The organism is Janthinobacterium lividum (genome assembly GCF_011601275.1).
Classification (GTDB): Bacteria; Pseudomonadota; Gammaproteobacteria; order Burkholderiales; family Burkholderiaceae_D; genus Janthinobacterium; species Janthinobacterium lividum_E.
On sequence record NZ_JAAOLY010000017.1, the window covers coordinates 1 to 22,017 of the forward strand.

General features: G+C 66.1%; 17 protein-coding genes and 1 pseudogene. 10 read left to right on the plus strand and 8 right to left on the minus strand.

Annotated elements, in window-relative coordinates; translation table 11 throughout:
- The 10 genes from GYK42_RS22615 to GYK42_RS22660 all read left to right on the plus strand — a co-directional run.
- On the plus strand, positions 1 to 1,069 hold a 1,069-nt coding region (locus GYK42_RS22615; protein WP_166449301.1), incomplete at its 5' end, for a FecR family protein.
- A gap of 89 nt (positions 1,070 to 1,158) precedes the next feature.
- The gene (locus tag GYK42_RS22620) at positions 1,159 to 3,582 is read left to right on the plus strand and encodes a TonB-dependent siderophore receptor (RefSeq protein ID WP_166449302.1); all 2,424 of its coding nucleotides are present in this window, start codon (positions 1,159 to 1,161) and stop codon (positions 3,580 to 3,582) included.
- A gap of 274 nt (positions 3,583 to 3,856) precedes the next feature.
- The gene (locus GYK42_RS22625) at positions 3,857 to 6,118 is read left to right on the plus strand and encodes a TonB-dependent siderophore receptor (RefSeq protein WP_166449303.1); all 2,262 of its coding nucleotides are present in this window, start codon (positions 3,857 to 3,859) and stop codon (positions 6,116 to 6,118) included.
- Positions 6,119 to 6,168: 50 nt separating this feature from the next.
- Complete coding sequence (locus GYK42_RS22630; protein WP_166449304.1) at positions 6,169 to 6,915, plus strand: DUF4198 domain-containing protein; 747 nt, start codon at positions 6,169 to 6,171, stop codon at positions 6,913 to 6,915.
- A gap of 2 nt (positions 6,916 to 6,917) precedes the next feature.
- Entirely contained in the window at positions 6,918 to 7,253 is a 336-nt protein-coding gene (locus GYK42_RS22635; RefSeq protein WP_166449305.1) for a DUF3649 domain-containing protein, read from the plus strand.
- Positions 7,250 to 8,872 carry a PepSY-associated TM helix domain-containing protein gene (locus GYK42_RS22640; RefSeq protein ID WP_166449306.1) on the plus strand — a complete coding sequence of 541 codons (1,623 nt, stop codon included), beginning with the start codon at positions 7,250 to 7,252 and terminating at the stop codon, positions 8,870 to 8,872. The genes GYK42_RS22635 and GYK42_RS22640 overlap by 4 nt, the downstream gene beginning before the upstream one ends.
- The gene (locus GYK42_RS22645) at positions 8,872 to 9,225 is read left to right on the plus strand and encodes a DUF3325 domain-containing protein (protein ID WP_166449399.1); all 354 of its coding nucleotides are present in this window, start codon (positions 8,872 to 8,874) and stop codon (positions 9,223 to 9,225) included. The genes GYK42_RS22640 and GYK42_RS22645 overlap by 1 nt, the downstream gene beginning before the upstream one ends.
- Before the next feature lie 5 nt (positions 9,226 to 9,230).
- On the plus strand, positions 9,231 to 9,758 hold the full coding sequence (locus GYK42_RS22650; protein ID WP_166449307.1) for a sigma-70 family RNA polymerase sigma factor: 528 nt from the start codon (positions 9,231 to 9,233) through the stop codon (positions 9,756 to 9,758).
- Positions 9,755 to 10,708 (plus strand): FecR domain-containing protein, encoded by a 954-nt coding sequence (locus GYK42_RS22655; RefSeq protein WP_166449308.1) that lies wholly within the window; start codon positions 9,755 to 9,757, stop codon positions 10,706 to 10,708. Before GYK42_RS22650 ends, GYK42_RS22655 begins: the two co-directional genes overlap by 4 nt.
- A 91-nt stretch (positions 10,709 to 10,799) precedes the next feature.
- Entirely contained in the window at positions 10,800 to 13,247 is a 2,448-nt protein-coding gene (locus GYK42_RS22660) for a TonB-dependent siderophore receptor (RefSeq protein ID WP_166449309.1), read from the plus strand.
- Here the strand turns inward: GYK42_RS22660 and GYK42_RS22665 are convergent.
- From GYK42_RS22665 to GYK42_RS22700, 8 genes and pseudogenes are all read right to left on the minus strand, one after another.
- Positions 13,238 to 15,052 (minus strand): putative bifunctional diguanylate cyclase/phosphodiesterase, encoded by a 1,815-nt coding sequence (locus tag GYK42_RS22665; RefSeq protein WP_166449310.1) that lies wholly within the window; start codon positions 15,050 to 15,052, stop codon positions 13,238 to 13,240. The genes GYK42_RS22660 and GYK42_RS22665 overlap by 10 nt on opposite strands.
- Positions 15,053 to 15,220: 168 nt before the next feature.
- Positions 15,221 to 15,553: pseudogene (locus GYK42_RS22670) on the minus strand (methyl-accepting chemotaxis protein); the annotation flags it as partial.
- 96 nt (positions 15,554 to 15,649) lie between these two features.
- On the minus strand, positions 15,650 to 17,131 hold the full coding sequence (gene xylB, locus GYK42_RS22675; RefSeq protein ID WP_166449311.1) for a xylulokinase: 1,482 nt from the start codon (positions 17,129 to 17,131) through the stop codon (positions 15,650 to 15,652).
- A gap of 17 nt (positions 17,132 to 17,148) precedes the next feature.
- Positions 17,149 to 18,039: a helix-turn-helix domain-containing protein gene (locus tag GYK42_RS22680; RefSeq protein ID WP_166449312.1), complete on the minus strand. Its 891-nt coding sequence runs from the start codon at positions 18,037 to 18,039 to the stop codon at positions 17,149 to 17,151.
- Between the two features lie 34 nt (positions 18,040 to 18,073).
- Positions 18,074 to 19,198, minus strand: coding sequence for an ABC transporter ATP-binding protein (locus GYK42_RS22685; protein WP_166449313.1), 1,125 nt, complete (start codon positions 19,196 to 19,198; stop codon positions 18,074 to 18,076).
- 2 nt (positions 19,199 to 19,200) lie between these two features.
- Positions 19,201 to 20,241 (minus strand): NAD(P)-dependent alcohol dehydrogenase, encoded by a 1,041-nt coding sequence (locus GYK42_RS22690; RefSeq protein ID WP_166449314.1) that lies wholly within the window; start codon positions 20,239 to 20,241, stop codon positions 19,201 to 19,203.
- An 11-nt stretch (positions 20,242 to 20,252) separates the two neighbouring features.
- A complete protein-coding gene (locus GYK42_RS22695; RefSeq protein WP_166449315.1) occupies positions 20,253 to 21,080 on the minus strand; it encodes a carbohydrate ABC transporter permease in 828 nt (275 codons plus the stop codon).
- The gene (locus GYK42_RS22700; protein WP_166449316.1) at positions 21,068 to 21,958 is read right to left on the minus strand and encodes a carbohydrate ABC transporter permease; all 891 of its coding nucleotides are present in this window, start codon (positions 21,956 to 21,958) and stop codon (positions 21,068 to 21,070) included. The genes GYK42_RS22695 and GYK42_RS22700 overlap by 13 nt, the downstream gene beginning before the upstream one ends.
- Positions 21,959 to 22,017: the final 59 nt, after the last annotated feature.

The following is a 22,017-nucleotide window of genomic DNA, read 5'->3' on the forward strand; positions in this document are numbered from 1 at the left end:
CCGCCATGATTTCGGCCCTTCCGCCCAGGAGCAGGCGGACTTGCGCGAGCACGCCGCTTTTACCGCCACACAAGACCCGGTAGCGCTGTCGGCGGCCACCTGGTTCAGCCGGCGCCATGACCTCGATGCGCAAAGCCAGGCCGAATTTGCCGCCTGGCTGGCGGCCGATGCGCTGCACACGCACACGTATGCTCAGTTGCAAGACAGCTATCGCGCGGCGCGCCGGATTCCCGTACAGGTCGCCGCCCGCTGGACAGTGCCAGCGCCATCCCCCCGCCGCCCGCTTCTGCGCTCCCTGCGCGTGCTGCCGTATGCGGCCGCCGCCATGCTGTTGCTCGGCGTGGGGGCGGGCGGCTACCAGTGGTGGCAGCAGCAAGCCGTGTTCAGCCAGTCGTACGCCACCTTGCGCGGCCAGCGCCTGGCCGTCACCCTGCCCGATGGCAGCACGCTGCAGCTTGATACGGCCACGCAATTGCACGTCACCCTGTATCGCCAGCGGCGCGAAGTGCGCCTGGCGCACGGCGAAGCGCTGTTCCGGGTGCAAGCGAAGCAAGGACAAGCTTTCGACGTGCTCAGCGGTCCTGTGACGGTGAAGGTAGTGGGCACGCAGTTTGCCGTGCGCAACACTCTGCTCCAGGACGGCCAGCTGCGCGTGGCGGTGCAGCATGGCCATGTGCGCGTGGCGGGCGCGCGGCAAGACAGCGTCGAGCTGACGGCCGGCCAGGGCGTGACGGCCGACGCCGGCGGCCGCCTGTCGGTCGTCGCCAGCCTGGCCCCCGGCAGCGTGGCGCCGTGGCGCGACGGCAGGATCACCTTCGACAACGTGCCGCTGGGCGCGGCGCTGGCCGAGTTCGAGCGCTATGGCGACACGGGCCTGCTCGTGCGCGATGCCGCCGTGGCGCGGCTGCGCATCGGCGGCAGCTTCAGCCTGGCCCAGCTCGACCGCTTCGCTGCCGCCCTGCCCCAGCTGCTACCCGTGCAGCTCGTGCGCACGGGCGCCGCCAGCGAGATCCGCATGGCGGCAAACATGCCTGCGCAGGCGCCCGCCATGCACGTGCCTATAAAATAAATAAAAATCAGTCGCATTCGCAGGTGAGGATTTTCTCTGCTGCCGCGTCTACCAGGTTAATCGATAACAAGTAACCTGGAGAATGCTGCATGTGGTCCCCCCGTCTCAATCTGCAACCCGCCCCCTTCGCCTTGGCCGCCATGCTGGCTTTGGGCAACGTTCCCCTGGCACAGGCGCAAACCTTGTCACCCTTCAAATTGGCCATCACCGCCCAGCCGCTGGGCCAGGCCCTGAATGAACTGGCGCGGCAAGCCAATTTGCAACTGCTGTTCGCGCCGGAACTGGTAGCGGGCAAGACGACGCCCGCCGTCAGCGGCATCCTCAGCGTGCGCGATGGCCTTGATCGCCTGCTGGCGGGCAGCGGCTTGCAGGCGGCTATCGACGGCAATGCCGTCATCATCAAGGCGGCGCCCAAGGCCGCGCATGAGACGGCAACCCTGTCGGAAATCACCGTCAGTGCCAGCGGCGAGCGCACGGCCACCAGCGAAGGCACGGGCGCCTATACGACACGCGCCGTGACCCTGGCGGGCGCGGAACGCGCGCTGCGCGAGACGCCGCAATCGGTGTCCGTCGTCACGCGCCAGCAGATGGACGACAAAAATCTGTTCACTTTGGACCAGGTGCTGGAGCAAAGCACGGGCCTGACGCGCATGAACCGCAGCTTCGGCTCGCATGAATTCCTGTCGCGCGGCAATGCCCTGTCTTACCTGATCGATGGCATGCCCGGCATTTCCGACAATGCCACGGGCTGGCTGATCCCCGACATGGCCGTGTATGACCGCGTCGAAATCCTGCGCGGTTCGGCCGGCCTGATCGTCGGCGCCGGCACGCCGGGCGGCGTGGCCAACCTGGTGCGCAAGCGCCCGCGCGCCGAAGCGCACGCGGATGTGACGGCCACCGTGGGCAGCTGGAAGCAGCGCCGCATCGAACTCGATGCGGGCGCGCCCCTGAACGCGGCCGGCACGCTGCGCGGCCGCGCGCTGGTGGCCTATGAAGAGCGCGATTACTTCTATGACGCGGCGCACAGCCGCATGCCCCTGTTCTACGGCATCGTCGAGGCGGACCTGGACGCCGCCGCCACCGTGCGCGTCGGCGCGCGTCGCCAGCACACGGTGACGGACGGCTACTGGCTGTTCGGCCTGCCCCGCTACAGCGATGGCGCCACCTTGCCGATCCGCCGCTCGACCTCGCTGGCGCAGGACTGGAATCGCCATGACGCCACCATCGGCGAACTGTTCGCCGACCTCGAACACCGTTTTGGCGGCGACTGGAAGGCCAAGCTTGCCCTCAACCGCACGTATGGGGCCTTCGACCAGCAGGCGGCCATCGTGCGCGGCAGCATCAATCCCGCCACGCAGCGAGGGGCGCGCCTGTACACGGTCAATTACCGCAAGCAGGATATCGTCACCACGGGCCTGGACGCCAACGTCGGCGGCAGCTTCCAGGCCTGGGGCGGCAGGCATGAGGTACTGCTGGGCATGAACGCCTCGCGCGCCCTCACCGACGATCATGCGGCCTCGACCTCGCCGGGCCTGCCCTTCGACGTCTTCCATCCGAACAATACGCTGCTTGCCCGTCCCCCGCATCCGGCCTGGGACTCGCTGCCGCACCTGAACGAGCAGCACTACGGCGCCTACGCCAGCACGCGCTGGGAACTGCGCCCGGACCTGCATCTGCTGCTGGGCGGCCGCCTGAGCTGGTTCGACAAGCAGACCACGGGCAAGCTGGAGACCGACCGCGTCAGCCGCTACAAGGAAAGCCGCGAATTTACGCCCTACGCGGGCCTGGTGCTCGACCTCGACAAGCGCTGGTCCGTGTACGGCAGCTATGCCAGCATCTTCCAGCCGCAAAGCCTGTACTACACCCTCGGCGGACAGCCTTTGAAACCCGTCGTCGGCGATACCTATGAGGCTGGCGTGAAGGGAGAGCTGTACGACGGCCGCCTGAACGTGGCGCTGGCCGCCTTCCGCATCGACAAGCGCGATACGGCCGTGTACGACGAGGCCAGCAATGACGATTGCCTGAAGTGGGACGTGACGGGCAGCTGCTACCGCAATGGCCGCCCCATCCGCAGCACGGGCATCGACGCGGACGCCAGCGGCGAAGTGCTGCCGGGCTGGCAGCTGTCGTCCGGCTACACCTACAATATCGCGCGCGGCGAAGGCGACGAAACGCCGCCCACCGTCACGCCCAAGCACATGCTGCGCGTGTCGACCAGCTACCGCCTGCCCGGCGCTTGGAATCACTGGACGGTGGGCGGCGGCGTCTCGGCACAAAGCGGTTATGTCTACCGGGCCGATGACAATCCCGACGTGCGTTTCCGCAACGGCGGGCGCACGGTCTGGGATGCGCGCGCCGCGTATATTTTCAACCGCCACTGGAGCGCCAGCCTCAGCATCGCCAATGTAACGGACAAGACCTACTGGGCCGCCACAGGCGAATTGCGCCGTGGTAATTACTTCGGCGAGCCGCGCAACATCATCCTCACCGTGCGCTACACGCCGGCGCTGTAAGCCCCCGCGCAGCCAGCATCGCGCGCCACGGCCGCCCCAGTACAGGGGCGGCCGTGCGCGTTTACAACATCTCACTCTTGCATGTCTCACAACCCCGCACTATAATAAGAATAGTTCTCATTCACATTTAGACTCGCCAGAGTCTGCACGCAGTCGCCTGACTGCCGTACGGCTGGATGACACGCTGCGCCAGCCAGGCTACACCGCCAAGCAAGCCTCCCATACCAAAAACGCCCACCGTCCGACGGCAGGCACACGAGAAGAAGGATGTTTCATGGCGCGAGCAGTTTCGCTGGCCGGCATGGTGGCCAGCCCGTTTTCCCCAACCGTTGGCAATACCGTCCTGCGTCCGCTGGCCGCCGCCGCACAGGCGGCATTGCTAGCGGCGACGCTGGGCGCAGGCACGGCGCTGGCCGCCGATACGAGCGCCAAGCCGGAGGAAGCCACCCTGAGCGAAATCAAGGTGCTGGGCCAGCAAGACAAGGCGTCGACCGAGAACACCGGTTCCTACACCACCAGACAGATGGCCACGGCCACGCGCATGGGCCTGTCGATCCGCGAAACGCCGCAATCGATTTCCGTGGTGACGCGCCAGCGCATGGACGACATGGGGCTGAACAGCCTGGCCGAGGTGCTGGTGCAATCGACGGGTGTGACGGTGCAGGAAAACGACAGCGAACGCACGAGTTTTTCAGCGCGCGGCTTTTCCATCGGCAACTATCAGATCGACGGCGTGGCCGTCAATTCGGGTAGCAATGCGCTGTTCGACACGGCCATCTATGACCGCATCGAAATCGTGCGCGGCGCCACGGGCCTGGTCAGCGGCAATGGCGACCCGTCGGCCACCATCAACATGCTGCACAAGCGTCCTGGCAAGGAATTTTCCGCCTCGGCCGGCCTGACCGTCGGTTCCTGGCGCAAGGTGCGGCTCGAAGGCGACATCAGCGCACCGTTGAATGCGGACGGCAGCATCCGCGGAAGAGTCGTCGTGGCCGGCCAGAACCGCCATTCCTACATGGACCTGTACCGGGAACGCAAGCTGGCGGGCGCCGTCATCGTCGAGGCGGACCTGACGCCGGACACTCTGCTGACGGCCGGCATCGATTACCAGAAAAATACGCCGAAGGGCACCAGCTGGGGCACCACGCCCCTGTTCTTCTCGGACGGCACGCCGGCCAACATGCCCCGCTCGTTCAACATGGCGGCCAAGTGGAGCAGCTGGGAGCGCGCATTCGAAAACAAATACGTCTACCTCGAGCACCGCTTCGCCAACGACTGGAAGGTCAAGGCTGCGTATGGCCGCCTGGACAGCTCCTCGAACGGCAAGCTGTTCTACGGCGGCAGCGGCTATCCGAAACGCGACGGCAGCGGCCTGGAAGTCTGGAGCGGCGCCTTCCCCTACGATGAAAAGCAGGACAACTACGACCTGTCGGCCAATGGCACCTTCCCCCTGTTCGGCCGCCCGCACGACCTGGTGCTGGGCGTGAACGGCTGGAAGCGCACCGGCACGACGAATGAAACACTGCTGCCCGATCCGCTGCCTTACGCCACCACCATCCCCGACTTCCGCCACTGGACCGGCGACGTGCCTGAGCCGGTACTCACGCACACAGGCGCGCGCGACGTCGCCACCACCAAGCAGTCGGGCGCCTTCATCGCCACGCGCATCAATGTCACGGACAGTTTCAAGGTACTGGCCGGCGCGCGCGTCTCCCGCTGGGAAACGTATAACGACCGCATCGATGCCCAGGGCCGTTTCGTGAAACGCAGTTCCGCCTACAAGACGGACGATGTCGTCACGCCCTATGCGGGCATGGTGCTCGACGTCAGCAAGAGCACCTCGCTGTACGCCAGTTACACGGACCTGTTCAAGCCGCAAAACCTGAAGGACAAGAACAACGCCTTCCTCGACCCGATCACGGGCAGCAACGTGGAAGCGGGCGTGAAGAGCGAATTCTTCGACGGCGCCGTGAATGCCTCGTTCGCCGTGTATGAAGCCAAGCAGGACAACCTGGGCGAGGAAGACAGATCGGTGCCGCTGACCTTCGTGCTGCCGGACGGTAGCCTCCCCTATGTCTCTTCGGGCAAGGGCACCAAAAGCCGCGGCTACGAGACGGAAGTGTCGGGCAGCCCCTTGAACGGCTGGCAGCTGTTCGCCGGCTACACGCACAACAAATCGAAGACGGGCAAGGGCGTGGTGACCAACACCATCCAGCCGACCAATATGCTGCGTGTCTCGACCACCTACCGCCTGCCGGGCGAGCTGCAAAACTTCACCGTCGGCGGCGGCTTGAACTGGCAGAACGAGATCTACACGACGGCCACGCTGCCGAACAAAAACAAGGTCCGGGTCAGCCAGGGCAGCTATGTGCTGGCCAACCTGATGGCGCGCTACCAGATCAGCCCGAAAGTGTCGGCCAGCCTGAATGTCAACAACCTGTTCGACAAGACGTATTTCCGCCGCGTGGGTTTCTATAACGGCGGCTATTACGGCGAGCCGCGCAACGTGGCGCTGAACCTGCGCTACCAGTACTGACACAAGACGCGGCCGATTTTCCATTCACATAACAAGATAAGGGATACACCATGCACATCACTTCCATCGCGCGCCTCGGCGCCCTCGCCACCACCCTGCTGGGCGCGGCCCTCGTTTCCGGCAGCGCCAGCGCTCACCAGATCTGGCTGCAGCAGGACGGCAAGGCGGCCAGCGTGTATTTCGGCGAATTCGGCGACAACCTGCGCGAAGCGTCGCCCGGCCTGCTGGACAAGTTCAGCATCAAGAGCGTGACGTGGATTTCACCGTCCGGCAACAAGCCGCTGCAAGCGAGCAAGCAGGCCGGCGCCTTCATCTTGAATGGCAAGGTGGGCGCCGGCGAGAGCATCATCGTCGAGGAAAACAACTACCCGTCGTGGGAAGAGAAAAAGGATGGCAAGGCCGCGCGCACCGTGTGGATCCCGGCCGCGCGCCTGATCGCCGACGGAAAGGCGCAAGCGCCCGCGCTGACCCTGGACCTGGTGCCAACGGGACAACCGGGCCAGTTCCAGGTCAGCTACCAGGGCAAGCCGCTGGCGCAGGCCAAGGTTAACGCCGTGGTGCAATCGGGCTGGGGCAAGGAAGCGTGGAGCGATGCGCAAGGCCTGGTCAGCTTCGCGCTGCCATGGAAAGGCACCTATGTGCTGGAAGTGCAGCACACGGACAAGACAGCCGGCCAGCGCGGCGCGCAATCCTATGACAAGGCCATGTTCGTGACCACCCTGAGCCTGGTGCAGCCGCAAGGCGTGACGCCGCTGCCGGCCGGTCCGGCCGTCCCCCCCGGCAAGGATCACGACTGATCATGCAAGCGCCAGCCTTCACTAAAATGCCGCGCCTGCGGCTGTCCGCCGGCGCCGTGTACCGGCTCGGCGTCGCGTCGCGCAGCGTGGCGGCCATCGTTGGCGGCTACGTGCTGGCCGCGCTGGTTACCATGCTGCTGTCGGTGAGCCTGCCCATGGCCCGTTCCGAAGCCGTCATGACAGCCACCCTGCTGTCGTTTTCCATCTACACCTGCGCCGTGATGTGGGTCTTCGCCACGCGCAGCGCCCTGCGCGCCTGGCTGGGCCTTCTGATTCCGGCCGCCGTCATCGCCGCCATCCTGCAGTGGATGGACGCACTATCCTGGAGTCTCGCATGAAAGAAGGTTTCCGCCAGTCGATGGCATGGCTGCACACCTGGTCCGGCCTGCTCGTCTGTTGGATTTTATTGCTGGTGTTTTGCGCCGGCACGGCCAGCTACTACCGCAACGAAATCACCTTGTGGATGCAGCCCGAACTGCATGGCGCCGCCGCCAGCGAGGTAAGCACCGAGGAAGCGGCCAAGGTCGCGCAGAAGGCGATGGAAGAGCGGGCCGAAGGCGCCACGCGCTGGTTCATCAGCCTGCCCGGCGAGCGCAGCGCCGCCACCCAGCTGGGCTGGAGCAAGCCGTCGAAGCCCGGTGAAAAGAAACGCGGACGGCGCGGCAATTTTCATAGCGAAAAAGCCGACCCGGCCACGGGCGAGGTGCTGTCCAGGCCGCGCGAGACGCGGGGCGGCGAATTCCTCTACCGCCTGCACTTCGACCTGCACTACATGCCGGCCATCTGGGCCCGCTGGATCGTGGGTTTCTGCGCCATGTTCATGTTCGTCTCCATCATCAGCGGCATCGTCACGCACAAGCGCATCTTCAAGGACCTGTTTACCTTCCGGCCGAAAAAGGGCCAGCGCTCGTGGCTCGATGCGCACAACGTGACGGCCGTGCTGGCCCTGCCCTACCACATCATGATCACCTATACGGGCCTGGTCACGTTGATGTTTCTGTACATGCCATCGGGCGCCACGGCCGCCTACAAGGGCGACCAGGACGCCTTCTTCGCCGAAGCGTTTCCCGGCCGCTCGGGCGACAGCAAGCCGGCCGGCGTGGCCGCGCCGCTGACTCCGATCGCGCCCCTCGTGCGCCAGGCGGAACAACACTGGGCCGGCGGCAAGGTCGAGCGCATTTCCGTCAGCCACCCGGGCGACGCCAACGCCACCATTTCACTGACGCGCGCCGGCGGACGCGACATGTCGTCGAAGCAGCCCTCGATGGAGTTCGATGGCGTGTCCGGCAAGCTGTTGTCGACCGACGGCGACGCACAGCCCGGCGCGGCCGCCACGCAAGGCGTGATGGTGGGACTGCACGTCGCGCATTTCGGCGGACCGCTGCTGCGCGCCCTGTTCTTCCTGTCCGGCCTGGCCGGCTGCGCCATGGTCGCCACGGGCGCCCTGCTGTGGGCCGTCAAGACGCGCCAGAAGCAGGCCAAGGCGCTGGCCGCCGGCACGCGGGCCAGCTTCGGCCTGCGCCTCGTCGAGGCGCTCAACATCGGCGCCATCGCCGGCATCCCGATCGCCTTTGGCGCCTACTTCTGGGCCAACCGCCTGCTACCGATTGCGATGGAAGACCGGCCGCAAGAGGAAATCGCCTGCTTCTTCGGCGCCTGGGCTCTGGCCGCCATCATCGCCCAGCTGCGCCCGTCGCGCGCCATGTGGCGCATGCAGCTGGCCGCCGGCGCCTTCCTGCTGGCGTCGCTGCCCGTGCTGAACGTCTTCACCACCGATTCGCATCTGGGCGTGACCCTGTTCCTGGGCCGCGGCCCCGTAGCGGTGGCCGCCTTCGACCTGGTGGTGCTGGTGCTGGGCCTGGGCCTCGCGTATGCGGCGTTCAGACTGAAACCGCTGCCCGTGAAAGCGGCCAAGGCGGCGCCGGTAAAACCGGCGCAAACGATGGAGGCCGCGTGATGGAACTGCTGTCGAACTTCCTCGTCTTCGCCTTGTGCTATGCGGGCCTGTCTTCGCTGTGCCTGGCGATGGACCGCCACTATGCCGACCTGCACGGACGCGGCGCGGAACCGCCCGCGCCGCTGCGCCGCCGCCTGCAGTGGGCCGGCTGGCTGGCGCTGGCGGCCGGCCTGGCCTGGGCCATGCACATCGCGGGCGGCGGCTATGGCCTCGTCTACTGGGTCGGCAGCCTGACGGGCTGCGGCTTGCTGCTCATCTGGCTGCTGCCCTATGCGCCCCACCAGGCCATGCGCCTGGCGCGCATGATCGGCGTGGCGGCCTTGCTGGCCGCCGTCGCGCTGGCAGTGCTGTAACGATCATGTCCATGCAACCCCTGCTGCCCACGCAGCTGGAAAGCCATTACCGCGCACACCACGGCTGGCTGGCGCACTGGCTGCAGCGGCGTCTGGGCAATGCTGCCGAGGCGGCCGACCTGATGCATGATACCTTTGCCCGCCTGTTGGCCGGCGCGCCCATGCAGCCGCACACGCCGGCCATGCGCGCGCCCAAGGCTTACCTGGCGACCGTCGCCAAACACCTGCTGATCAACCACTTGCGCCGCCAGTCGCTGGAACGCGCGTGGCTGGCCGCGCTGGCAGCCCTGCCCGAACAGCATGCGCCATCGACCGAGCAGGGCGCGGAAATCCTGCAGGCGCTGCAAGCGGTCGACGCCATGCTCGACGGCCTGAAACCGAAGGTGCGCGCCGTCTTCATCATGGCGCAGATCAAAGGCCATGCCTATGCGGACATCGCCGCGCAGCTGGGCATCGGCGAGCGCTCCGTGAAACGCTACATGGCCGAGGCGCTGACCGAATGCGTGCTGCTGGCGCAGGACCTGCCGGCATGAGCGCGGCCGCTACGCCATATCCACCGTTGTCGCGCAAGGTGGCGTGCCAGGCCGTCGAATGGTATTTGCTGGAGCAGTCGGGCCAGGCCACGCCGGACGACCTGGCCGCCAGCGCCCGGTGGCGCGAGGGCGACCCGGAACACGCGCGCGCCTGGAACAGAGTGCAGCAGGTGAGCCAGACGGCCGGCCTGCTGCCGCCGGAGCTGGCCGTGCCCGTGCTGCGCCGGCCGCAGCGCCGCGTGGCCGTGCAAGTGCTGCTGGCGCTGATGGCGGCGCCCGCCGCCTGGGTGCTGGTGCGCCACGAAATGCTGGCCGATTACCGCAGCGGCGTGGGCGAACGGCGCGAAGTATCGCTGCCCGATGGCGGCACCCTCGTGCTCAACACGGACAGCGCCGTCGATGTGGCGTATGGCACCGGCGAACGCCGGCTGACCCTGCGCCGCGGCGAAGTGCTGGTGCAGACGCGCCCCGACCATGCGGGCAGCCGCCCTTTCATCGTCGCCACCTGCCATGGCCGCATCCGCGCGCTGGGCACGCGCTTCACCGTGCGCGTCGACGACGACGGCAGCCGCGTGACGGTGCTCGAACACGCGGTGGAAATCACGCCGCGCGCGCCATCGGCCACCGTGCGCACAGTGACAGAGGGCCAGCAAAGCCGTTTCGACGCCAGCCACGCCAGCCTGCCCGCGCCAGCACCGCCGCAGTCCGACGCATGGACGCGCGGCATGCTGGCGGCGCAGGACATGCGCCTCGACGCCTTCGCCCTTGAGCTGTCACGCTACCGCCCCGGCCTGCTGCGCGTGGAGCCGCAAGTGGCGGGCTTGCGCCTGTCGGGCGCCTTCCGGCTCGACGACACGGACGCCGTGCTGGACAGCCTGGCGCGCATGCTGCCCGTCGACGTGCTGTACCGCACCCCGTACTGGGTCACCATCGCGGCCCGCAAAAAATAATTGTTAAAAATCGGCCCTTTTTTCCGCCGTGACCTGTCCTGAGGGTATTACAACGATACCTTACAACGACACTTACCGGAAAGGCCAGACCATGCACCCACCCCGTTTGACTCCCCTCGCGCGCGCCATCGGCAGCGCCGTGATCCTGCTGTCGCTGGCGCAGGCGCCGGCCATGGCGGCCGATGCCAGCGCGCCAGCCGCCGCGCAAACGACCTTCCACGTGCCGGCCGGCGAGCTGTCCGCCGCCATCGCCAGCTTTGCCATCGAAGCAAAAGTGAGCGTGGGCGCGGCGGCCGAACTGCTGCAAGGCGTGCGCACGCCGGGCCTGAGCGGCAGCTACACGGTGCCGCAGGCACTGGCGCGCCTGCTGGCCGGCACGGGCCTCGATGCACTGCCCAGCGGGGAACGCAGCTACGTGCTGCGCAAGGCCGGTACCGCATCGACCGGCGCGCCGATTGCCGCCACCCTGGACGAAGTGGCCGTCAGTTCCAGCGCCCTGCGCGACGGCACCACGGAAGGCAGGCGCGGCTACGCGGGCCTGACCAGCGCCACGCGCCTGAACCTGTCGCTGCGCGAAACGCCGCAGGCCGTCAGCGTCATCACGCGCCAGCAGATCGACGACCAGGGCTTGCGCACCTTGCAGGACGTACTGGTGCAGGCGCCCGGCATCACGGTCGACCATTCGTCGAGCACGCGCGAATACGACCAGGTATTTTCACGCGGCTTCGAAGTGACGTCGTACATGTTCGACGGCATCCCGACCAGCAAGAACCTGGAAGCGCGCACCTACGACATGGCCATCTACGATCGCGTCGAAATCATCCGCGGCGCCACTGGCCTGATCAGCGGTACGGGCAGCCCATCGGCCGCCGTCAACCTGGTGCGCAAGCGCCCGGGCCGAAGCTTTGCCGCCACGGCCGGTGCGCAACTGGGATCATGGGACCGCTATCGCATCGAAGGCGACGTCTCGACGCCCTTGACGGCGGACGGCAAGGTACGCGCGCGCCTCGTCGCCGCGCATGAAGACCAGCGCTCGTTCATCGACCGCTACCGGCAGAAAAAGGACGTGCTGTACGCCATCGTCGAAGCGGACCTGACGCCGTCGACGGTGCTCAGCGCCGGCATCAACTACCAGCAGGAAAAGCTCAGGGGCGCGGGCCGCGAATTCCCCATCTTCTACAGCGACGGCTCGCAGACGCGCTTTCCCCGCTCGATGAACGGCACAACCGCGTGGAGCACGTATGACCGCGAACAGAGCATGCTGTTCGCCACCCTCGACCATTATTTCGACAACGACTGGATCGCCAAGCTGGCCGTCAGCCGCAGCAGCAACCAGTACGATGCCTTGCAGGGTTTTTCCGGCAATGGCTACCCGGACCGCGTGACGGGCGGCGGCATGCGGCTGTGGCTGGCCAACTGGCACAGCAAGCCACAACAGACCTCGCTCGACGCGTACGTCAGCGGACCGTTCCAGGCCTTCGGCCGCCAGCACGAACTGGTGCTGGGCGTGAGCGCCTCGGAACTCGAGACGAATAGCCCCATCTATCCGGGCTGGCGCCTGGCCGGCTATGACCATGCGGTGCCGAATATCCACGCCTGGAACGGCGCCATGCCGGTGCCCGACTACAGCGGCACACGCCTGGGCAGCGCGTACGACAAGGAGCGCGAAAGCGGCTTGTACTCGACCCTGCGCCTGCGCCCGACGGACGCGCTGTCGGTGATTCTGGGCGCGCGCCTGTCATACTGGAAGCGCGACATCCGCAGCGATTACGATACCGACACGGACCTGTACGACGCGATGCGCGAAAACGGCAAGATCACGCCGTATGCGGGCCTCGTCTACGACCTGGGCCGAAACTGGTCGGCCTATGCCAGCTACACCAGCATCTTCACGCCGCAAAGCCAGCGCGACGTCAACAGCCGCTTCCTGGCGCCGCTGGAAGGCAAGAACTACGAAGTGGGCGCCAAGGGCGAATTCTTCGGCGGCAAGCTCACCACGAGCGCCGCCGTCTTCCAGCTGAAGCAGGAAAACCTGGCCGAAGCCGATCCGGGCAATGTCTGGATCATCGGCACGGGCGGCGGTTCGTACGCCTATCACACGGTCAAGGGCGCCACCACGCGTGGCTTCGAGGCGGAAGTATCGGGCCAGTTGCGCCCCGACTGGCAGCTGACGGCCAGTTATGCGCATAGCCGCATCCGCAATGCCGCCGGCGCACGCATCCAGACCAACCAGCCGCAAAACATGATCAAGCTGTGGACCACCTGGCGCCTGGCGCAAGGCATGCCTGGCCTGGTGCTGGGCGGCGGCGTGAACTGGCAGAGCGATATCTACATGGATGACCGCGGGCCGAATGGCGAACGCTTCACGCAAAAGGCGTATGCGGTGGCGGGACTGATGGCGCAGTACCAGGTCAGCAAGCAGCTGGTGGCGACACTGAACGTCAACAACATCTTCGACAAGACGTACTATTCGACGGGCATGGGCGGCTACTACGGCGATCCGCGCAACGCTATGCTGTCGCTGCGCTATCAGTTCTGAATGGCTTCGCTACTTTTGAGCCGCGCCTCGATGTCCTCGGGCGCCACGGCGCGGCCGAGAAAATAGCCAAACGCTTCATCGCAGCCCATCTCGGCCAGCAGTTCCAGCTGCTCGCCGCTTTCCACGCCGCCGGCGATGGTGCGCAGTCCGAGCGTGCGCGCCATCGCCACGATGGCGCGCACCATGGCGCTGTCGCCGCCCGGCTTGCCCAGGTCGTCGACGAAGCACTTTTCGATCTTGACGGCATCCGTGGGAAAGCGTTTCAGGTAAGTAAGCGAGGCGTCGCCCGTGCCGAAATCGCTGATGGCGATCGCCATGCCCAGCTGGCGGAACTGGCGCAGTATCAGCTCGCAATTCTGGCTGCTGTCGATCAGGATGCCGGCGGCGATTTCCAGTTCGATGCAATGGCCAGGCACGCCGGCCGCCTCCAGCGCGGCGGCGAAATTGCGCGCGATATCGCGCTGGTAGAACTGGCGCGCCGACAGGCTGACGGACACGGTCAGCATCTGCCCCTGCGCGATCCAGCTGCGCGCCTGCTCCACGGCAGTGGCCAGCACCCAGGCGCCCACGGGCAGGATCAAGGCGCTTTCCTCCAGCACCGGCAAAAAGTCGAGCGGCATCATCAGGCCCAGTTCCGGGTGCTTCCAGCGCAGCAGCGCCTTCACGCCCGTGATCCTGCGCGTCTTCAAGTCCATGCGCGGCTGGTAGTACAGCACGAATTCATTGCGTTCGAGCGCGTGGCGCAGGGCCGTCTCGAGGATGGTGCGCGAATACGACTGCGTCTGCATGCGCGGCGCATAGCGCTGGCAAGTACCGGGCGCGTGGCGCTTGGCCGCATACATGGCCAGGTCGGCCTTTTCGATCAGCGCATTGACGTCGTCGTCGTCGTCCGGGTACAGGGCCACGCCCACGCTGGCCGCCACCGACAGGCTGTATTCGCCGATGACGAAAGGCGCGGCGATGGCGCGGACGATTTTCTCCGCCACCCGCTCGGCATCGTGCGCCGTGCGCAATTCCGTCAGCAGGATGATGAATTCGTCACCGCCCTGGCGCGCCACCGTGTCGACCTTGCGCACGCACTGCTGCACCCGGCGCGCAAACTCCGTCAGCACCTGGTCGCCAACGTCGTGTCCAAGGCTGTCGTTGATGGATTTGAAGCGGTCGATGTCGACGAACAGCACGGCGAGCAAACCCTGGTGGCGGCGCGCGTAGGCAATGCCATGCTCGAAGCGGATCTGGAAATGCAAACGGTTCGGCAGCCCCGTCAAGCCGTCGTGGTGGGCGATGAATTCCAGCTGCTGCTCGGCGCGCCGGCGCGCCGACACGTCGTGCAGCAGCAGCACCGCGCCGCCCTGCGCCAGTGGCGCACAGCTGTACTGCACGTCGATGCGCTTGCCGTCGAGATGGCGCAGCAGCACGGCGCCGCGCGCCACTTCCAGCACTTCCTGCCGCGCCACGCAGTCGCGCACCTGGCGCGCCGCATCGATGGGCGTGCCGTCCTGGAACAGCGGCAGCAGCTGCGTCACGGCCTGGCCCGGGCCATCGCCGCCCATCAGCCCGCCCATGGCGCTGGCGCGGGGATTCAGGTACCGCACCACGCCATCGCGGTCGGTGCCGATAACGGCCGCCGGAAGCGCATGCAGCAACGCCAGCGCATCGGCCATGCGCTGCGCCTGGGCCGCCTGCAGCACCACGCCCGTCGCATGGCGCATGCGCCACGTGCGCACCGCCCGCCACTGGCAGGCCAGCAGCACGGCGAGCGCCATGGCCAAGGCCAGGCACAACGCCAACAGCAGCGCCGTCATGCGTCACCCGGCAGGCGGAAAGTACGGAACATGGTTTTCCTTTGCAACGTGCGCCATGCGGCCGGGCGCAGATACATGCTGAAAGGAAATAATATAAGAATTTGGGCGCGATATTTGCCTGATCGGGCGCCGCTTGACTGGCATCAAGCGGCGCGTGGCGCGCCCGCTTCAGGCCAGCGACAGCGTCCTGGCCGGGGCGATGCCCGCCGGTACGGCCACGCCGGGCGTGCCGTGCAGCTTGAAGATGCTGACGGCGTCGGCCAGGCTGGCCGCCTGCTGCAGCGCGTCCGCGGCGGCGGCGGCCTGCTCCACCAGGGCCGCGTTCTGCTGCGTCACGCCATCCATCTGGCTGATGGCGATGCTGATCTGCTCGATGCCATCGCGCTGCTCCACGCTGGCCACGGCGATCTCGCCGATGATGGCGTTCACGCGCTGCACGCTGCTCACCACGTCATCCATCGTGCGCCCCGCCTGGCAGGCCAGCACGCTGCCCTCTTCCACCGTGCGTCATGCGGCGCGCCCCGTGAAAAACCAAGCAGCGCTTTCGCTAGAGAAACACTTTCAACACAGAAACAACAAATTATAAAGGAAAGTTGACTATCCAGCCACGCCGTCGGCCGCAGCGCCGGCAAACTCCGCGCACAGCAGCGGATACAAACGCCTGTAGCGCGCCAGCCGTTCGTCCAGCACGGCGGACGCTTGCGGCGCGACCGTTTCCTGCACGGGCGGGCGCGTGCACACCTGCGCGGGCGGCAAGCCCGTCACGGCCATCTGCGCCAGGCGCGCCGCGCCCATGGTGCCGCCAGCCGCGCCGTGGTCGTGGCGCAGCACGTTCAAGCCCGAGGCATTCGCGCACAGCTGCGCCCAGAAGCGGCTGCGCGAACCGCCGCCGACGAACGACGCTTCTTCCAGATGCGTGCCGGCGCTGCGCAAGGCCGCATTGCCGTCGGCCATGGCAAATGCCACGCCTTCCATCACGCTGTAGGCCAGCTCGGCGCGCCCGTGTTCCGTCGACAAACCGAAAAACACGCCGCGCGCGGAAGCGTCGTTGTGCGGCGTGCGCTCGCCGCTCAGGTAAGGCAAAAAGACGGGCGCCGTGCGCGCCTCGGCGTTTTCCGCCAGTGTCACCAGTTCGCCGATGTCGCTCGACTGCGTCAGCCGCGCCACCCAACTGAGGCTGGAGGCGGCGCTGAGGATCACGCTCATCTGGTGCCAGCGCTCGGGCAGGCAATGGCAGAACGCGTGCACGCCTTGGCCCGGATTCGGTGCAAAGCCGTCGCTGCCCGCGAACAGCACGCCGGACGTCCCCAGCGACAGCAGGCCGGCGCCCGGCTCCACCACGCCCAGGCCGACAGCCGCCGCCGCATTGTCGCCCGCGCCGCCGGCCAGCAGCACCGGGTGCGCGATGCCCCATTCCTGGCACAGCGAGGGCCGCACCTGCGCGGCGGCGGCGCTGCCCTCGACCAGGCGAGGCATGTGCTCGCGCGTCAAACCGGTGGCGGCCAGCATGCGCTCGGACCAGTCGCGTCTGGCCACGTCCAGCCACAGGGTGCCGGAAGCGTCGGACATGTCGGACACATACTCGCCCGTCAGGCGCAAGGCCACGTAATCCTTGGGCAGCAAGACCTTGGCCGTGGCGCGGAACAGCGATGGCTCGTATTTTTGCAGCCACAGCAGCTTGGGCGCCGTGAAACCGGGCATGGCCTGGTTGCCCGTGATGGCGCGCGACTCGGGCACCAGCGCCTCGAGTTCCACGCACTCGGCAAACGCGCGCGTGTCGTTCCACAGAATGGCCGCGCGCAGCACGTGCTGCTGCTTGTCGAGCAGGGTCGCGCCATGCATCTGGCCCGACAGGGCGATGCCGCGCAAGCCGGAAAACGCCACCGGCTGGGCCGCGCGGATGGCGGCGATGACGTCCAGGGCGGCGTGCCACCAGTCTTCGGGATTCTGTTCCGACCAGCCGGGATGGGGGCTGGACACGCGCAGGGTCACGCCGGCGCTGGCGAGGATGGTTTGGGCGTCATCGGTGAGGATGGCCTTGACTTCGGAAGTGCCGATATCGATACCGAGATAAGTCATTTGATTCCAGAATAAAGTTAAGAATGGCCGTCGCCGGACGGATCGGGCATGTTCATCAGCAGGCAGGAGCGGAATTTCGACGGCGACATCTGCTTGTGCGCCAAAAACTGGCGGTTGAAATTGGAAAGGTTGTTGAAGCCCGTGCGGTAGCAGATATCGGTGACCTTCATGTCTGTGTTCATCAGCAGTTCGCAGGCCAGCGCGATGCGCTCCTGGTTCACGTATTGAATGAACGAGGTGCCCGTATGCTTGCGGAAGAAACGCGTGAATTTCAAGGTATTCATTTCCGCCACGTCAGCCACGTCCTGCTCGCAAAAATCGAGCGTGATGTTCTGCTTGATATACGCCAGCACCAGGTTGATGGTCGACGACATGTAGCGGCCCGCCTGCGCCAGATAAGTGACGCTGGCCAGGGGCCGCCGTTCGCGGCAGTCGCACAGCTCGCCGAACAGGCGCGTAAACAGTTCGACCCGGCGCAAGCCCTGCGCCGTCGTCAATTCCTTCATCAGCGGCACCAGGCGCAGGCCCAGCGCATCGGGAAATTGCAAGCCCCTGCCAGCCTCGCCCAGCAGGGCTTTCAGGGGCGCCATTTCCGGGAACAGCAGCGCGCACCGTTCGATGAAGTCGCTGGAAAACTGCAGCACCAGGTCGCGCTCGGGCAAGACCACGCCTTCCGGCAGTTCGCTGACCCAGTTGTGCGGCAGATTCGGCCCCGTCAGGATCAGATTACCCGCCCCGTAACTGCCGATATGGTCGCCGATAAAAAATTTGCCGTTTGACGTGATGATGAAGTGCAGTTCGTACTCGGGATGAAAATGCCACTTCGCCACCGTGTGCGGAAAGCCGTGCGCCCACGCGCGAAACGATTCGTGGATCGGTTTGTGGATCAGTTCCAGGTCAGGCGTCACGGCAGTTCCTTGCGCGGTCTCGTTGCCAGCTATTCTAACCACTTACCTGGGCACTGAGCGCCAAAGCCAGACCGCTGTCGGCGTCGAACAGGTGCATGTGCTCTTCATCGAAGGCCAGCGCCAGGGTCTGCCCCACCTGCGCCGCGCTGCTGGCCGCATTCGCCGGCAGCAGGGCCGACAGGCTCAGGGCCCCGCACTGGAAGCTGATCAGCGCTTCGGCGCCCAGCAGCTCGACCAGGTCGATCACGCACGCCAGGCCATGCGTGCCTGGCTGCTCCTGCGGCAGCGCCACGCGCAAATGATTTGGCCGCAGGCCGAACACCACGCGCGCCCCCGCCCGCAGCGCCGCGAAGCGGGAGGAAATCAATGGCCAGCGGTAGCCGGCGCACACGAGCACCGTTTTCCCGCCGTCTTTTTCGACGACGCCATCGATGAAATTCATGGCAGGCGTGCCGATGAACCCCGCCGCGAACAGGGTGCGCGGATGGTTGTACAGCTGCGCCGGCGTGCCGATCTGCTCGATATGTCCGCCCTTCATCAGCACCACCCGGTCGGCCAGGGTCATGGCTTCGAGCTGGTCGTGCGTGACGTACAGTGTGGTGGTACGCAGGCGGCGGTGCAGGCGCTTGATGTCGGCGCGCAGCTGCGCGCGCAGCTTGGCGTCCAGGTTCGACAGCGGTTCGTCGAACAGGAACACCTGTGGCGTCTTGATCATGGCGCGCGCAATGGCCGTGCGCTGCTGCTGGCCGCCCGACATGGCACGCGGCTTGCGTTCCAGCAGGCTGTCCAGGCTGAGGATGGCCGCCACCTCGCGCACGCGGCGCTCGATCTCGTCGTTCGGCACCTTCAGGCGGCGCAGGCCGAAGGCGATATTGTCGTACACCGTCATGTGCGGATACAGCGCGTAGTTCTGGAACACCATCGCCACGTTGCGCGCGCGGGGCGGCAAATCGTTGACGATGGCGCCGCCGATGTGCAGCTCGCCGCCGCTGATGTCTTCCAGGCCCGCGATCATGCGCAGCAGAGTCGACTTGCCGCAGCCCGATGGCCCCAGCAGGACGATGAATTCGCCGTCATCGATTTCCAGGTCGAACGGCTGCAGCACGGCCGTCTTCTGGTCATAAGTCTTGTGCAGCTGCCTGCAAGCGATGTTTGCCATGATCAGTCTCCTGCCAGTTCGATCTGGATCTTGACGTCGCGCGGATGGCCCTTGGCCGCTTCCTCGAACGCCTGCACGCCGTCGGCAAAGCCGAAGGTACGCGAAATGAAGGGCTTCACGTCGATCTTGCCCGAGGCCAGCAAGGCGATGGCGCGCGGGAAGATGTTCGCGTAGCGGAAGACGGATTCGATGCGTACTTCCTTTGCCTGGATGGCGACGATATCGAAAGGGACGTGCTCGGGCGGCATGCCGACCAGCACCAGGCAGCCGTTCGGGCACAGCAGGTCGACGATATTGTCGTAGGCGCGCATGCTGCCGCTGGCCTCGAAAACGATGTCGGCGCCCCAGCCTTCCGTCAGCGTGCGCACCGTGTCAGCCAGGCTGGCCTGGCGCACGTCTACCGTGGTCACGGCGGGATTGTCCGCGAACAGGGCCAGCTTTTCCGGCACCAGGTCGGCCAGGATCACGCGCGAGCAGCCGCCCGCCAGCGCGGCCAGCGCATTCATGGCGCCGATGGTGCCGGCGCCGATCACCACGGCCACGTCGCCCGGCTTGATGGCCGCCTTCTTGGCCGCCTGCAGGCCGATGGCCAGCGGTTCGACGATGGCGCCTTCGCCAAAACTGACGTTGTCGGGCAGCCTGAAGGTAAAGGCGGCCGGATGCACGACGTACGGCGTGAGGCAGCCGTGGATGGGCGGCGTGGCCCAGAAGCGCACGGCGGGGTCCAGGTTGTACAGGCCGCGCATGGTGGCCGGCGAATCGAACTGCGGCACGCCAGGCTCCATGCAGACCCGGTCGCCCACCTTCAGGTGCGTGACTTCCGCGCCCACTTCCGCCACCACGCCGGAAGCCTCGTGACCGAGCACCATCGGCGCTTCGACGGCGAAGGGGCCGATCTTGCCATGTTTGAAGTAATGCACGTCACTGCCGCAGATACCCACGGTATGAATCTTGATTTTCACGTCGCGCGGGCCGACAACGAGCGGCACGTCGATGTCGCGCAGGGTGATGGAATGCGCTTGTTCCAGTACGAGTGCTTGCATGATGGGATTCCTTATTTATGTTTGAGCATGGAGTTGAGCAACCGTCCCAGGATGCCGACGAACAGCAGCGGCGGCAGCGCCAGCAGCACGGTGGAAGCGTTCACCACGCCCCACGGCACTTCCTGGCCCATCGAGGTAAAGGCCGATGCCACCACGGGCAGGGTCATGCTCTTCGACGAGGTGAGCGCCAGCGCGATCATCAGTTCATTCCAGACCAGCACGAAGCTGAAGACGATGCCGCCCATCAGGGTTTTGGAGGCCACCGGCAGGGCCACGTACCAGAACACCTGGTAAGGGCCGTAGCCATCGAGCGCGGCCGCTTCCTCGATCTCCTTCGGAATGCGGGCAAACGCGGGAATCGACAGCCAGATGATGGTCGACAGGGTCACCAGCAGATACGTCACCACCATCGACAGGCGCGAGTCGTACAGGCCCAAGTCGATCCAGATCGAGATCAGCGGAATGGCCACGGCGACGGGTGGCAAAAAGCGCAGCGACAGCAGGAAGAACTGGATATCCTTCTTGGCCGGAATCGGATAGCGGGCGATCGCATACGCGGCCGGCACGCCCAGCACGGCGCCCAGCAGCACGGCCACGCCGACGATGGCCACGCTGTTGCCCAGTCCCGTCAGCACTTCGGGACTGGCCAGCACCTGCTGGTAATTGGCCAGTGTCGGGTTGAAGAAAAAGCGCGGCACGGGCGTGACGATGTCCATCAGCTCCTTGAAGGAATTGAGCACGGCCCACAGGATGGGGAACAGCGCCACCAGGATAATCACGGTGGTGATGGCAGTGGTGGCGGCATGGTCCACGCCGCGCCGGATAGTCAGTTTTCCCATTTGGCGACTCGCTTCCAGAGCAGGGTGAATATTACTGTCGTGGCCAGCATCATCAGCACGGCCATGCTGGACGCGTACGACACCTTGCCCATCAGGCCGATGCCCTGCGCATAGGCGTACATGTCCAGGGTTTCGGTGGAGATGCCGGGGCCGCCCTTGGTCATCACGTAGATCAGGTCGAACGAGCGCAATGACTCGACCATCTTGATGAACACGAGGCTCATGATGGGCACCTTCAGCATGGGCAGCGCGATATACGCATACACCTGGAGCGTGCTGGCGTAATCGAGGCGCGCCGCTTCCAGCGGTTCGCCGGGCAGGGTTTCCAGCAGCTTCAGGATCACGGCGCCGAAGAACAGGCCCCACTGCCAGATGTCGACCAGCGCCACCGCGTACAGGGCCGTGGCGGGATCGGACAGCAGCGCCGTGCCGCCCAGTCCCACGCATTCGAGCATCCAGTTGAGGATGCCCATCAGCGGCGAGTACATGAACTTCCAGATGAAGGCGGCCGACACGCGCGGCAGCAGCACGGGCACGATCAAGAGCAGCGCGATGACGTCACGCGCGCGTCCCTTGACTTTCTCGAACAGGAACACGGCCAGCAGCACGCCGACGAGCAGCGAGCCAGCCACGGTGACGACTTCCCAGACGGCCGACACCTGCACGGCATTGACGAAGCGGCGGTCGCCGAACAGGCGCAGAAAATTGGCAAAGCCGACGTAATCGCTGTCGCTGTAGCGCAGCACGCGGTTTTGCAGGGCCAGGTTGATGGCGGCGATGCTGGGCACCAGGCCCAGGATCAGCAGGACCAGCAGCGGCAGGGTCAGGAAGACGGCCGGCAGCCAGGTGTGGCGTTTTTTACGGATGGTATGTGGCATGGGGGAGACTCTCGCAACGGACTGTCAGGCACAGGGAAGCTGGCCGCCGCCTTGACGGG

Coding starts and splice junctions, on each gene's coding strand:
- GYK42_RS22620 (WP_166449302.1), top strand. CDS start 1,159: ATGTGGTCCCCCCGTCTCAATCTGCAACCCGCCCCCTTCGCCTTGGCC.
- GYK42_RS22635 (WP_166449305.1), top strand. CDS start 6,918: ATGCAAGCGCCAGCCTTCACTAAAATGCCGCGCCTGCGGCTGTCCGCC.
- GYK42_RS22665 (WP_166449310.1), bottom strand. CDS start 15,052: ATGACGGCGCTGCTGTTGGCGTTGTGCCTGGCCTTGGCCATGGCGCTC.
- GYK42_RS22625 (WP_166449303.1), top strand. CDS start 3,857: ATGGCGCGAGCAGTTTCGCTGGCCGGCATGGTGGCCAGCCCGTTTTCC.
- GYK42_RS22645 (WP_166449399.1), top strand. CDS start 8,872: ATGGAACTGCTGTCGAACTTCCTCGTCTTCGCCTTGTGCTATGCGGGC.
- xylB (WP_166449311.1), bottom strand. CDS start 17,131: ATGACTTATCTCGGTATCGATATCGGCACTTCCGAAGTCAAGGCCATC.
- GYK42_RS22640 (WP_166449306.1), top strand. CDS start 7,250: ATGAAAGAAGGTTTCCGCCAGTCGATGGCATGGCTGCACACCTGGTCC.
- GYK42_RS22655 (WP_166449308.1), top strand. CDS start 9,755: ATGAGCGCGGCCGCTACGCCATATCCACCGTTGTCGCGCAAGGTGGCG.
- GYK42_RS22695 (WP_166449315.1), bottom strand. CDS start 21,080: ATGGGAAAACTGACTATCCGGCGCGGCGTGGACCATGCCGCCACCACT.
- GYK42_RS22630 (WP_166449304.1), top strand. CDS start 6,169: ATGCACATCACTTCCATCGCGCGCCTCGGCGCCCTCGCCACCACCCTG.
- GYK42_RS22700 (WP_166449316.1), bottom strand. CDS start 21,958: ATGCCACATACCATCCGTAAAAAACGCCACACCTGGCTGCCGGCCGTC.
- GYK42_RS22685 (WP_166449313.1), bottom strand. CDS start 19,198: ATGGCAAACATCGCTTGCAGGCAGCTGCACAAGACTTATGACCAGAAG.
- GYK42_RS22650 (WP_166449307.1), top strand. CDS start 9,231: ATGTCCATGCAACCCCTGCTGCCCACGCAGCTGGAAAGCCATTACCGC.
- GYK42_RS22660 (WP_166449309.1), top strand. CDS start 10,800: ATGCACCCACCCCGTTTGACTCCCCTCGCGCGCGCCATCGGCAGCGCC.
- GYK42_RS22690 (WP_166449314.1), bottom strand. CDS start 20,241: ATGCAAGCACTCGTACTGGAACAAGCGCATTCCATCACCCTGCGCGAC.